Annotated in this window: 10 protein-coding genes; 5 read left to right on the plus strand and 5 right to left on the minus strand. The window is 52.0% G+C overall.

What is annotated here, in order from left to right; translation table 11 throughout:
• Nucleotides 1–12: 12 nt before the first annotated feature.
• Nucleotides 13–2,124 carry an MtrB/PioB family decaheme-associated outer membrane protein gene (locus ACMHXH_RS19090; protein WP_335912054.1) on the minus strand — a complete coding sequence of 704 codons (2,112 nt, stop codon included), beginning with the start codon at nucleotides 2,122–2,124 and terminating at the stop codon, nucleotides 13–15.
• Nucleotides 2,125–2,134: 10 nt separating this feature from the next.
• Nucleotides 2,135–3,118, minus strand: coding sequence for a DmsE family decaheme c-type cytochrome (locus tag ACMHXH_RS19095; protein ID WP_039033877.1), 984 nt, complete (start codon nucleotides 3,116–3,118; stop codon nucleotides 2,135–2,137).
• A gap of 428 nt (nucleotides 3,119–3,546) precedes the next feature.
• On the opposite strand from ACMHXH_RS19095, the gene ACMHXH_RS19100 reads away from it, so the two are divergent.
• The 3 genes from ACMHXH_RS19100 (at nucleotide 3,547) to glnS (ending at nucleotide 7,907) form a co-directional block, all read left to right on the plus strand.
• On the plus strand, nucleotides 3,547–3,786 hold the full coding sequence (locus ACMHXH_RS19100) for a FeoA family protein (RefSeq protein ID WP_039033911.1): 240 nt from the start codon (nucleotides 3,547–3,549) through the stop codon (nucleotides 3,784–3,786).
• Complete coding sequence (gene feoB / locus ACMHXH_RS19105; RefSeq protein WP_071476457.1) at nucleotides 3,779–6,073, plus strand: Fe(2+) transporter permease subunit FeoB; 2,295 nt, start codon at nucleotides 3,779–3,781, stop codon at nucleotides 6,071–6,073. Before ACMHXH_RS19100 ends, feoB begins: the two co-directional genes overlap by 8 nt.
• Before the next feature lie 163 nt (nucleotides 6,074–6,236).
• Nucleotides 6,237–7,907, plus strand: a complete 1,671-nt coding sequence (gene glnS, locus ACMHXH_RS19110) for a glutamine--tRNA ligase (RefSeq protein ID WP_335912056.1) — start codon at nucleotides 6,237–6,239, stop codon at nucleotides 7,905–7,907.
• Nucleotides 7,908–7,970: 63 nt separating this feature from the next.
• Here the strand turns inward: glnS and ACMHXH_RS19115 are convergent, their stop codons facing one another.
• Nucleotides 7,971–8,567, minus strand: a complete 597-nt coding sequence (locus tag ACMHXH_RS19115; RefSeq protein WP_039033881.1) for a Yip1 family protein — start codon at nucleotides 8,565–8,567, stop codon at nucleotides 7,971–7,973.
• Nucleotides 8,568–8,754: 187 nt separating this feature from the next.
• On the opposite strand from ACMHXH_RS19115, the gene miaE reads away from it, so the two are divergent.
• A complete protein-coding gene (gene miaE, locus ACMHXH_RS19120; protein WP_234501451.1) occupies nucleotides 8,755–9,519 on the plus strand; it encodes a tRNA isopentenyl-2-thiomethyl-A-37 hydroxylase MiaE in 765 nt (254 codons plus the stop codon).
• A 153-nt stretch (nucleotides 9,520–9,672) separates the two neighbouring features.
• Here the strand turns inward: miaE and ACMHXH_RS19125 are convergent, their stop codons facing one another.
• Both ACMHXH_RS19125 and ACMHXH_RS19130 read right to left on the minus strand, forming a co-directional pair.
• Nucleotides 9,673–10,410, minus strand: a complete 738-nt coding sequence (locus ACMHXH_RS19125) for a UDP-2,3-diacylglucosamine diphosphatase (protein WP_071476455.1) — start codon at nucleotides 10,408–10,410, stop codon at nucleotides 9,673–9,675.
• Between the two features lie 10 nt (nucleotides 10,411–10,420).
• On the minus strand, nucleotides 10,421–10,915 hold the full coding sequence (locus ACMHXH_RS19130) for a peptidylprolyl isomerase (RefSeq protein WP_039033884.1): 495 nt from the start codon (nucleotides 10,913–10,915) through the stop codon (nucleotides 10,421–10,423).
• Between the two features lie 144 nt (nucleotides 10,916–11,059).
• Between ACMHXH_RS19130 and cysS the strand changes: the two genes are divergently transcribed.
• The gene (cysS, locus tag ACMHXH_RS19135; protein ID WP_162206698.1) at nucleotides 11,060–12,439 is read left to right on the plus strand and encodes a cysteine--tRNA ligase; all 1,380 of its coding nucleotides are present in this window, start codon (nucleotides 11,060–11,062) and stop codon (nucleotides 12,437–12,439) included.
• Nucleotides 12,440–12,460 lie beyond the last annotated feature (21 nt).

The following is a 12,460-nucleotide window of genomic DNA, read 5'->3' on the forward strand; positions in this document are numbered from 1 at the left end:
CGCCTCTTGCTCTTATAGGGAGTAACTCAGTGTCAGCCCCAGATAGTGGGCGTTATAGTCCTGGCCAAGATCTCCAAAGCTGAGTACGTTGGGGATGCTATCCGGGGTTAATCCCTGATTGAGCCAGTCACTGTCCTGATAGTGTTCAAACAACCAATCCAGCCTCAATGCCATCTTGTCGCTGAAGTGATACTTGGCAAAGGCGTTGAAGGTATGGCGACGTGAATAGTAATCGCCGTAATCCAGAGTGAGCCCCTGGCTGACATCCGTCTCGCTTTCGCCTTTTGAATATTGCCAGTCGAAGCCCAGATCCAGTTGTTTATCCAGCAATTCGTTATAGTAGATGCCGAACCCGGCGACAGTGCTGCTGTCGCTGGCACGGCTGTACCAACCGCTGGGGCCGAAAGAGGCAGAGCCGGTTTGATCTGTATCCTGCCAGTCCTGATTGAGCCAGGCATTGAGGCCAAACTGGGCTGAGAATTGATAGTTGCCACTGAGGCCGTAGCCCCAACTGCTGACTTCATCCAGGCCGATAAGCGTCTCATCGTAGTCCTGCTGCTTATGATTCAGCGCCAGGCTGAACGACAGGGCATCGCTGAAGCGGTAATCGTTTTGCAGTCGCAAGAGGGTTTGTTTTCTATCCGCCAGCCAATACTGACGCATCCAAGGATTATTGGGGCTTTGGCTCAGCTCGGATGTCTGATAACTGCCGCCACTGCGCTCACTGAGTTCACCTTTGAACCACAACTGCCAATCGCGGCTGGCACGCAGGTTCAGCTTGGCAAACACGCTGGATTGGAACAGGGATTCGCGCGCCAGATCGCTATAGCTGTGGTGCTCATACTCGTAACCTGCGTCAAGAGACAGGGCGCGGGTAAAACGGTAGTTGAAGGCGATATCGGCTCTTTGGCGGGTGTGGTCATAGGCCGCGGGCGTGGCGCTGCCCTGGTGCCAGCTGTCACTGCTCACCTGCGGCCAGTCTTTAAGTTGTGTCTTGTTTTCCCGGTCGCGATAGTCGTAACCACCGCGAACAGACAAGCCTCTGCTGAGGCGAGCGGCATACTTGAGTTTGAGTTCCAGTACATCGACCTGCATGTCGCCATCGATTGCGGGCAACTGAGGTGAAGGACCATTGATGGTGGCCGGTAACAGCGCCTGATCCTGAGTCATGCGGGTGAATGCCGTGTGCATCAATATTTGATGTCCGGCCTCGGATAACTGCAGATCGGCGCCGACTCTCAATGCCTTGTTATCCGGATTGTCGGCGAGTTGGCCATTATAGGCGGCCCCGAATGTGGGAAAGAAGGCGTTTTCCCAATAGAGTGCCTGATAGTCGTTACTGTATTGGCTCAGGGTCGAATTGAATCCGGCCAGCCAGCCTTTTCCTTTGAAATAGAGTTTGGCTTCAAGCTCGTCGGTACTGTCATCCACTCGGGTGGCCAATGCCATGGAGTTGGTAAGAAAGTTGCCGTTGGTTTGGCGGGTGCCATCGCGTTGCTCGTGACGGTAATTGAGCCCCGCCTTATAAAAGCTGCCCAGGTAATGGGCATCCAGCGTGAAGCGATCCCGCTTCATTTCCAGTCGCTGGCTTGTCAGGCTGTCATAAAGCCCAGGCATTTGCGAAGTGAGGGCTGCTGCTTGCCAGTTGTCCGGCAACATCAGTCTGTTGTCCTGATTGATATAGGGGCTCATGCCATTGTCCGGGCCGAAGTTGGCCAAGGCGCGATAACCAAGACGGATATCAAATTGGCCGGGTCTTCCCATGCTCAGGCTGGCGCTGCCGGTGTCGTAGCCCAGTTTGTCGGCTTCAATGTGGGTGCGGTAACCCCGCTCACCATAAAAGACGACATCACCGCCAAGGTGCCCGGTGGCGCCATCGGCATCTGTGCCACTAGTATTGGCAAACACAGCATTGTCGCCGTCATTGTAGGCCACACCGGCTTCAAGCGTGCCGCGGCTTTCCTGTGGCAACTTGCACTGGCCGCAACTCCACTTGTCCTGTTTGAGCTCGGTGCGATTGACCTGTTGCAGCGAATAGCCACCGGCCCAGGCAGGCTGCATCACGCAGGCTATGGTGAGCGCCAGCAGTGACAGTTTCATCTGTGTCTGTTTCTCGATAACCATACTCAGCTCCTTATCGCTGCAAGAGTTTGCCGGATGGATGGTTGGAACCATGCACCTGGGTGTGGCAGTTCAGGCAGGAGTTGCCGGCGTTATAGGCGTTGGGCATCAAGCCGGTTTGCTCATTGGCCGGGAAGTAGGCTCTGGCTGCATGGCCGTCGGAGGCATGGCACTGCTGACACAACTGAGGCGGTTTGGCCAGCAGCATGGCTTCGTTGACGCTGCCATGAGGGTTGTGACAGCTGGCGCAGTTGTCTGTAACCGGAGCGTGTTCCCACAGCTTGGGCCCACGCTTCTCGGCGTGGCAGCTGTAACAGTTTTCGTTGACCGTCATCTGTTTCAAGCTGGCATCCCCCAAGCTGCCGTGAGGATTGTGGCAGTCGCTGCAGACCATCTGCTCTGTGCGTATCGGATGAGCGGAGCGTTTGTGAATGTCGGCACGTTGCTCTGAGTGACAACTGCTGCAAACGGCGACTTCGGTTTCACGGCTCTGGATGGGATCCTGGCCTGTGTGCACTTGGTGACAGCTGGCACAGGAGACTCCGGCGGTGTCGTGGTGGCTGGCACTCCAGCCCAGGCGTTGTTCATCCTGGTGGCAACTGAGGCAGACGCTGTTCTGTTTGTCGGTCGGTACCGGCGAGTCGGCACCAAAGGTGATCATCGGCTCCTTACCACCGCGGTTGTGTTTTCCCATGGGGCCGTGGCAGGCTTCGCATTGCAGATCGGCCATCGGAGATTGAGCAACATTGGGGTTGCCGTGGACACCATCAAAAAGCGCCATCACTTTCTGGTTCTTTTTGTGGCACATCAGGCAGCTGTCAGCACCCTTGGGAGAATATTTTCCTTCAGCAAACTTGGCATCCAGAATGGCTTCAACCTCGGTCGGATCCTTGTCGTCCCATGGGGTGGCTTCGGCCACAAAGGCCAACAAAAACAATAAGGGGAGAGCGCAACCCAACCCCCAAAGGTTTGGTTTACTCGAGTTATCCATTTTCATCATTCCATCCTGAGCGCGTTCATTGCCGATTTATAGTTATTGGGCATGCTTCAGTAATTTACTGAATTGCTAATGTTAAAGAATAGAGCAAAAAAATGACAAGGCGATAACTTTTTAATGATGCTTATGTATAAAGAAGGCTGATTTAAAAAAGAAAACAACAAAGTGTGATCTGCGCCACATTTTGTTGTGCCGCTCTTTAAGCTGAAATTGGGATCTGAAGCAGAAAAATACCGGATTCAGTTTCGGTTATTTGCGCTTAAGCGGTTTATTCCCGAGCGCTTTTGTCTCATAATAGCCAACACAATTGAAAACTATTATCGTTACCAGTTGAAAAGCTTGATCCAGATAAAGTTCTTATTTGACGGTTTCAGGTAAAATCGAATCATTACCCGCATGCTTGCATGCTGTTTTCAGTGGTAGAGGCAATGAAGTTAAGTGAATTGAAACCCGGTGATCGCGCCATGATTTCCGAAGTTGGCCATCTGGATCTGCCTGCAGTGGTCAAACGCAAGCTCCTGTCCATGGGGATCACTCCAAATACCCGTTTTTCTTTGATCCGTCGAGCTCCCATGGGATCCGGGTTGGAATTGGACATCCGCGGCAGTAAGTTGTGCATGCGTCAGGATCTGGCACAGATTATAGAGGTGGAAAAGGCCAATGACTAAGCAGTTTCATTGTGTCACTGTCGGCAACCCCAATGCCGGTAAGTCGACATTGTTCAATGCCCTGACAGGTGCCAATCAACAGGTGGGTAACTGGTCCGGGGTGACAGTTGAAAAGAAAACCGGTCACTTTTCGCTAAACGGTGATGATGTCTTTCTCACTGATTTACCCGGCATTTACGATCTTCTTCCCGCTGGCAACAACTGTGATTGCTCGCTGGATGAGCAGATTGCCCAGCAGTATCTGGCCAGCCAGAAAGTCGATGGCATCATCAATCTGGTAGATGCCACCAATATCGAACGTCACCTGTATCTGACAGTGCAGCTGCGTGAACTTGGCATACCCATGGTTGTGGTACTCAATAAAATGGATGCGGCGGTCAAGCGCGGCATTCGGGTCGATACCCAAGCCATGAGTCGAGAATTGGGTTGCCCTGTGATAGGCGTGACTTCTAGAGAAGCCCAAGACGTCGAGCGGGTCAAGGAACAGGTGATAGCACTGCTGGAAGGGCGGGTTTCAGAGTCGCCTTTGATGCTGCAGTATGATGCCACTATTGAAACCGGCGTCGCTGCCATTATGGGCAGTGACGCTCAACTGAGTCGTGGCCGAGCCTTGGCTATGTTGGCTAATGGTCTGGGTTGTGGTTCCTGTCAAAACAATTTACTCGATGAACAAGTCTCCAGAGTGACAGATCAATTGACACTCGAAGGCAAAGATATAGAGATCATGGTCGCCACAACACGTTTTGACTTTGTCGAGCGCGTTTACAAGGGTTCTGTCAATGCCGACGGTCAACTGACCTTGAGTGACAGGCTTGATAAGTTGGTATTGCATCCTGTATTGGGTATCCCGGTATTTTTGCTGGTGATGTACCTGATGTTCATGTTTGCCATCAACGTGGGCAGTGCCTTTATCGACTTCTTCGATATCAGTGCCGGTGCACTGTTTGTTGATCATTTCGGGGCCTTGCTGACCAACATAGGTGCTCCTGCCTGGTTGGTGACTCTGCTGGCCGGTGGTATAGGTCAGGGTATTCAGACGGTATCGACCTTTATTCCGGTTATCGCGGCGCTGTTTTTGGCTTTATCAGTGTTGGAAGGCTCCGGCTATATGGCCCGTGCCGCTTTTGTGGTTGACGGTTTGATGCGTCGCATCGGCCTGCCCGGCAAGGCTTTTGTGCCCATGATTGTTGGTTTCGGCTGCTCTGTGCCTGCCATCATGGCGACCCGCACCCTGGGTAGTGAACGTGAACGTATCGTCACGGGTATGATGGCGCCCTTTATGTCCTGTGGTGCCAGATTGCCGGTATACGCCTTGTTTGCGGCGGCTTTTTTCCCTGACTCAGGTCAGAACCTGGTGTTCGGTCTCTATCTTATAGGTATTTTGGCGGCGATAGGCACAGGTCTACTGCTGCGTAATACCTTGCTGCCAGGGAACAGTAGTGCCGTGGTGATGGAGCTGCCAAGCTATGAAATGCCCAAGCTAAAAGCTGTGGCTTCCCGCACAGGTAAGCGTACCAAGAGCTTTATTCTCGGCGCCGGCAAGACCATTGTGGTCGTAGTAACACTGCTTAACTTTATCAATGCCATAGGCGTTGACGGCAGCTTCGGCCATGAAGACAGCCAGGAATCGCTGCTCAGTGTCGCCAGTCAAAAAATCACCCCGGTGTTTTCACCTATGGGGATAGAGGAAGACAACTGGCCGGCCACGGTTGGGATAGTGACAGGGATCTTCGCCAAAGAAGCGGTAGTGGGTACGCTCAATAGCTTGTATAGCACGGCTGATGGCGGTGATGGTGAGCTTACTCCTTTGATGGACAGCTTCTCCGAGGCGCTGGCGACCATTCCGGCCAATTTGTTCGGCATAGTGATGGAAGATCCGCTCAAGTTGTCTGTGGGCCATGTTGAAGATAAAAACCTGGCTGCCGAAGAGCAGGGGGTTGATCAGTCAACATTCGGGGCGCTGCAGGCAGGGTTCAGCGGACAATTGGCGGCCTTCTCTTATCTGCTGTTTATTTTGCTCTATACCCCTTGTGTGGCCGCTATGGGCGCACTGGTGAATGAGTTTGGCAGTCGTTGGGCTACTTTCGCGGCTACTTGGACCTTTGCACTGGCTTACGGCAGTGCCACTGTGGTCTATCAAGGTGCGACTTTTGCCGAGCATCCATTGCAGTCCAGCGCTTGGATTAGCTTCTTTGTTCTTGCCCTGATTGGTTTCTATATGTGGCTGAAGCGCAAAGGTCGCAAGACCCAAGAGATTATTCCGGGTATCAAGATAGTGACTGAGTAAAGTCACAAGCAAGAAAGCAGCCTTTGAGGCTGCTTTTTTGATCACGGCGCCGGGTTTGACGAAGTGCGCCGCAGTTTTTATTCTAGAAGGATTGTAACCGGGCATGATCTGTAGGATCATGCCTCTTTTCGTTAGACTGCCATTGTTCGCAAAGAGGAATTTCATGAGTCATGTGGACACCGAAGTACGTCCAAGTAACTTCATTCGCAATATCATAGATGAAGATTTGGCGAGCGGTAAGCACACCAATGTGCACACCCGTTTCCCACCAGAGCCTAATGGCTTCCTGCACATAGGTCATGCTAAATCTATCTGTTTGAATTTTGGTATTGCCAGGGATTATCAGGGCCAGTGTAATCTGCGCTTTGACGATACCAATCCGGAAAAGGAAAATATCGACTATGTGAATTCCATTAAAGCGGACGTGCAATGGCTGGGCTTTCAGTGGGCAGGTGATATCCATTACTCGTCAGACTACTTTGATAACCTCTACGGCTATGCCGTTGAGTTGATCAAAAAAGGTTTGGCTTATGTGTGTTTTCTCAATGGCGAGCAGATGCGCGAGTATCGCGGCACTTTGAAAGAACCCGGCAAGAATAGCCCTTATCGTGACACCGGCGTTGAAGAAAACCTGGCGCTGTTTGAAAAGATGCGCGCCGGTGAGTTTAAAGAAGGCGAATGTTCACTGCGGGCCAAGATAGACATGGCATCACCTTTCATGTGTATGCGCGACCCGGTGATCTACCGAATTAAGTTCGCTCATCACCATCAGACGGGTGATAAGTGGTGCATCTATCCCATGTACGACTTTACCCACTGTATTTCTGATGCGCTGGAAAATATCACTCACAGCCTTTGTACGCTGGAGTTTCAGGATAACCGTCGCCTCTATGACTGGGTGCTGGATAATCTGGATGATTTCAAGATCCCCAACCGTACCCGTCAGTATGAGTTTTCACGCCTGAATCTGGAATATACCCTGATGTCCAAGCGTAAGCTCAACGAGCTGGTGGTGCGTCAGTTGGTTAATGGCTGGGATGATCCCCGCATGCCGACTATCGCCGGTCTGCGCCGCCGTGGTTACACCCCAGCCTCCATCCGTGAGTTCTGTGATCGCATCGGCGTGACCAAACAGGATAACCTGGTGGAAGTGGGCATGCTCGAAGCCTGTATCCGTGAAGAGCTAAACGACAATGCCCCAAGAGCCATGGCGGTTATCGACCCGGTTAAGGTGATCATTGAGAACTATCCAGAAGGGCAGTTGGAGCATGTCAGTGCGCCGGTGCATCCCAATAAGGAAGAACTGGGTAATCGTGAGCTGGCCTTTGGCCGTGAACTTTATATCGATGTGGCCGACTTCCGTGAAGAAGCCAACAAGCACTACAAGCGTCTGGTGATGGGCAAAGAGGTGCGTCTGCGCAACGCCTATGTGATTAAAGCCGAGCGTTGCGACAAGGACGCTGACGGTAAGATCACCACCATATACTGCAGTTATGACCCTGAGACTCTGGGTAAAAACCCTGCCGATGGCCGCAAGGTTAAGGGCGTGATCCACTGGGTCGAAGCCAGCAGCGCTGTACCTGCCGAGTTCCGTCTCTATGATCGCTTGTTCGTTGACGCTAATCCGGCCGCGGCAGAAACGGTGGATGAAGTACTGAACCCGGAATCTTTGGTGGTTAAGCATGGTCTGGTTGAAGCCGGTCTGGTGCAAGCAGAGGCCGAAAAGGCCTATCAGTTTGAGCGTGAAGGTTACTTCTGCGCCGACAGCAAGGACTCAAGTCCAGATAAGCTGGTATTTAACCGCACTGTGGCATTAAGAGATTCATTCGCTTAATACTTCGAGGATACAGATAGAAAAGGCGCTCATTGAGCGCCTTTTTCATGTCAGCCGCGTTTACTATTGCAGTATTGGGCCGAGTCCCATGCTCCAGAGGATCACACTGCCGGCCATCAGCGCCACCAGGAGCACCAAGCCTGCGGTGACAACAGAGCTGGCATAGATAAAGCCTTTTTCTTCGGGAATGTTCATTATGATAGGGACCCCGGTATACAGCAGGTATACGGAGTAGCTAAGACCTATCAACCCTATCACCATAATAAACCAGAGTTCAGGGTAAAGCGCCGCCAGCCCCACCATAAACAGCGGCGTGGCGGTATAGGAAGCCAGTTCCAGACACTGGGTAAAGTCCGGGTGGGCATCAAAGGTTTGACCCATCCAATAGGCCAGATAGGCGAGGGCAAATACGCCGAATACCAGGCTACAGTACATACCGGCACACATAAAGAAGCCGCTTTGGGCCGTTAGAAAAAGAGGTTCGCCGGCACCGGGATTCCAGCCGATGTGCACAGCGGCGATATAACTGCAGATAGAAGGGATGAGCGCAATGAGTAGCAGGTGACTGAGACAACTTTTCAATGCCTCATGGTTTTGTTCTATGGTTTGCCATTCCTGTTTAGGATGGGTATACAACCCCATTAAGTGATTCAATACCATTATAATTATCCTTATTCCGCTTTGACTTTTGCTCGTCAAACTGCAGACGAGCGTTTTACCGCTCTGAGTCTATTTATTGAACAAAAATGGCGGGGCGTCAAGTTTGCGCGCCGAGAGGCAGTGGGCATAGCATTGGCTTGCTGGTAGACTTGGCGGCCTTGAAAACTCTTGTGGAAGCTTGACCTCAATGCAACAGTTACTCGCCCCTGTAAAAGAATTCCTGGCCTGTGAAACCCCGGACAGCTGGATAGCAGCTGCCAAAGAGGATCATAGACTGGCCGAATTGCTGATAGATCACTGTAATTGTGAGCTTAAGGCGGCGCAGACGGCGATGTTTTTGGTACGCAAGTATGCGGTGGATAAGCAAAGTGGCGAGCAGTTGCTGATCTGGGCCAAGCCCTACGAAGAGTTTGTTTATCGAAACGACAGGGATATGGCGGCATTTCTGGCCAGAGAAGTGAAGAAGAACGAGTTGATTGGTGAGTTGACACCCAGGGCGGGGTTCACCCATGGCCCTGAACTTATCGCCAAGATGATCCGCCTTATCAAAGAGGAGTTTCATCACTTTGAACAGGTGCTGGAGCTGATGTTGGCGCGCAATATCCCATACAGCAACATCCGCGCCGGCCGTTATGCCAAGGGGATGATGAAGCATGTTCGCACCCATGAGCCAGCGACTCTGATAGATAAACTCATAGTGGGCGCCTTTATCGAGGCCCGCTCCTGTGAACGTTTTGCCAAGCTGGCACCCTGGCTTGATGATGAGCTTAAACGTTTTTACATTTCGCTGCTGCGTTCTGAAGCGCGTCACTATCAGGATTATCTTTCATTGGCCGAGGCGATTGCCGGCGAGGATATCAGCGCCAGAGTGGCTTATTTTGCCGAGGTGGAAGCAGAGCTTATTCTAGCGTCGGATGATGAATTCAGGTTTCACAGCGGCGCGCCGCTTTAAACTACTCGATGTTGCGCCAATACTAGGTAAATGCAGATGCCGACAGGGTCGGCAGCTGACTGATTGGATGGGTTTTATCGGTTACCAGGGCAGGCCAGATTCAATGCGGGGCGACACAGCCACACAGATAAAACTGGGGCTGAATGAGCTCAACTAAAGTCGGGTCTGTTGGCTTTTCTCTATAAAAGGCAGGCTGGTCAGTTCTATGTTCTCGGCACTGATACTCAAGACACTTCCCTGCTCATACCAGTCTCCCACCACCAAGCGCTGCCTATTAGCCACTAATTGATGGATATCCGGTCTATGGGTGTGACCGTGGATCATCAACTCGGCGCCGGTACTGGCAAACAGTTCATCCACAGCACTCGGCTCAACATCCATTATCTCAATACTCTTAAGCTGATTTTGCATCTGGCTGTTTTGCCTGAGCTTGGCGGCAATATTGCTGCGGGTCTTTTTCGGCAGATGGCGGTATATCCAGCGGGGCAATGCCATATTGCGAAACCGGCGAAAACGCTGGTAGGCCTTGTCCAGAGTGCAGAGGCTGTCGCCATGCAGCAGCACTGTCTTGTGGCCATAGAGCTCCAGTCGATACACTTCGGGCAGTAAGGTCATCCCCGCTTTGGCGGCGTATTCTTTCCCCAGCATAAAGTCGCGGTTGCCGTGGATAAAGTATACCGGCAGGGTGCGGCTGACTTCATAGAGACGCTCGGCCAGCGCCAGGGCAAAGGGCTCAGCCAAATCATCACTGACCCAAACCTCAAACAGATCCCCCAAAATATAGAGGGCGTCGACCTGTTCAAGACAGGTATCGAGGAAGTGATAGAAGGCGTTGAGGATATCTTGGCGATCGGCACTTAGGTGCAGATCGCCGATAAAGAGAGTGCGCATTCAGAAGTTATCAGTCAGCTATGGTCACTTTCTCGATGATCACGGCTTCCAGAGGCACATCCTGGTGCATGCCGCGGTTGCCAGTGCTTACGCCTTTGATGGCATTAACCACGTCCATACCTTCTACCACCTCACCGAATACACAGTAACCCCAGCCTTGGATTGACTCGTTTTTGAAATCCAGGAAGGTGTTGTCGTTGACGTTGATAAAGAACTGCGCGGTGGCGGAGTGAGGATCAGAGGTGCGGGCCATGGCTATGGTTCCTGTCTTGTTTGACAGACCGTTGTTGGCTTCGTTACGCACAGGGGCATTGGTAGGTTTCTGTGACATCTGCTCGGTAAAGCCGCCACCCTGAACCATAAAACCATCGATAACGCGGTGGAATATAGTGCCATCATAGAAGCCTTCCTGGGCGTACTTGATAAAGTTGGCCGCAGTCAGAGGGGCTTTTTCACTATCCAGCGCCAGTTTGATGTCGCCGTGGTTGGTGTGCAATGTAATCATGATCGGATCCTCAGGATAAATTTTGTTGGCGGATTCTAACTTATCCGACTCCGGCTATAAAGGGCAGTATTCAAGAGCTTGTGGCAATGTTAAACTGCCAGATTCGTTTTACCCACTAATCCTATATTGTTGAAGAGAAAGTCAATGTTGAAGATATACAACAGTCTGAGCCGCCAAAAAGAGGAATTTAAACCGATTAACCCAGGTAAAGTGGGTATGTATGTATGTGGTGTCACCATATACGACTTGTGTCATATCGGTCATGGCCGGACCTTTGTTTCCTTTGACATGATAGTACGCTACCTGCGTTACGCAGGTTACCAGGTTAACTTCCTGCGCAATATTACAGATGTGGATGACAAAATCATCAAGCGCGCCAATGAAAATGGCGAGAGCTGCGATAGCCTCACCGAGCGTCTCATCGGCCAGATGCACCAAGATTTTGATGCCCTGAATATGCTGCGCCCCGATATGGAGCCAAGGGCGACTCTGCATATTGCCGAGATTATCGAAATGGTGGAGGCGCTGATCGCCCGTGGTCATGCCTATGTAGCCGATGATGGCGATGTACTTTTCAGCGTTGCTTCTTTCCCTGAATACGGCAAGCTTTCCGGGCAGAACCTGGAGCAGTTGCAGGCCGGTGCCCGGGTCGAAGTGGACGAACATAAGCGCGATCCTATGGACTTTGTGTTGTGGAAGATGTCCAAGCCTGGCGAACCCACTTGGGATTCACCTTGGGGCCCGGGTCGTCCCGGTTGGCACATTGAGTGCTCTGCCATGAACAGCAAACACCTGGGATTGCATTTCGATATCCATGGCGGCGGCAGCGATCTGCAGTTCCCGCATCATGAAAATGAAATCGCCCAGTCTTGCTGCGCCCATGACACGCCGTATGTGAACTACTGGATGCATACCGGCATGGTGATGGTCGATAAAGAGAAGATGTCCAAGTCGCTGGGTAACTTCTTCACCATTCGCGATGTGCTGGCACATTATGATGCCGAAACTGTGCGCTACTTCCTGTTGTCCGGCCACTACCGCAGTCAACTGAACTATTCGGAAGACAACCTCAAACAGGCCAGAGCTGCGCTTGAGCGAATTTACACAGCGCTCAAAGATCTTGACCTGAGTGTTACAGCCGCGCCTGCCGAAGAGTACGTTGAGCGCTTCAAGGCGGCGATGGATGATGACTTCAATACTCCCGAAGCCTACTCTGTGTTGTTTGAGATAGTGCGTGAAATCAACCGCCTCAAGGGCGTGGATATGGCGGCCGCCTCGGCCCTTGGCGTGTCACTGAAACAACTGGCCGATGTTTTGGGAATTGTCAGCTCTACACCTGAAGCCTTCTTCAAAGGCGAGGGCAGCGACGATGAAGTGGCTGAGATCGAAGCGCTTATTGCCGAGCGTAACCGTGCCCGTGCCGAAAAGGATTGGCCTGCTGCCGACGTTGCCCGCAACAGATTGAATGAGCTGGGGGTGGTGCTGGAAGATGGCCCACAAGGAACCAGCTGGCGCAAGAAGTAATCCTTCTTTGCCAATAATCGA

This window comes from Shewanella sp. BJSY2023SW001 (genome assembly GCF_047314685.1).
Taxonomy (GTDB): domain Bacteria; phylum Pseudomonadota; class Gammaproteobacteria; order Enterobacterales; family Shewanellaceae; genus Shewanella; species Shewanella indica.

Excerpts from the sequence above, each read along its gene's own strand:
- ACMHXH_RS19125 (WP_071476455.1), bottom strand. The coding sequence starts at position 10,410 with ATGCGCACTCTCTTTATCGGCGATCTGCACCTAAGTGCCGATCGCCAA.
- glnS (WP_335912056.1), top strand. The coding sequence starts at position 6,237 with ATGAGTCATGTGGACACCGAAGTACGTCCAAGTAACTTCATTCGCAAT.
- ACMHXH_RS19095 (WP_039033877.1), bottom strand. The coding sequence starts at position 3,118 with ATGAAAATGGATAACTCGAGTAAACCAAACCTTTGGGGGTTGGGTTGC.
- ACMHXH_RS19130 (WP_039033884.1), bottom strand. The coding sequence starts at position 10,915 with ATGATTACATTGCACACCAACCACGGCGACATCAAACTGGCGCTGGAT.
- ACMHXH_RS19100 (WP_039033911.1), top strand. The coding sequence starts at position 3,547 with ATGAAGTTAAGTGAATTGAAACCCGGTGATCGCGCCATGATTTCCGAA.
- ACMHXH_RS19090 (WP_335912054.1), bottom strand. The coding sequence starts at position 2,124 with ATGGTTATCGAGAAACAGACACAGATGAAACTGTCACTGCTGGCGCTC.
- cysS (WP_162206698.1), top strand. The coding sequence starts at position 11,060 with ATGTTGAAGATATACAACAGTCTGAGCCGCCAAAAAGAGGAATTTAAA.
- feoB (WP_071476457.1), top strand. The coding sequence starts at position 3,779 with ATGACTAAGCAGTTTCATTGTGTCACTGTCGGCAACCCCAATGCCGGT.
- ACMHXH_RS19115 (WP_039033881.1), bottom strand. The coding sequence starts at position 8,567 with ATGGTATTGAATCACTTAATGGGGTTGTATACCCATCCTAAACAGGAA.
- miaE (WP_234501451.1), top strand. The coding sequence starts at position 8,755 with ATGCAACAGTTACTCGCCCCTGTAAAAGAATTCCTGGCCTGTGAAACC.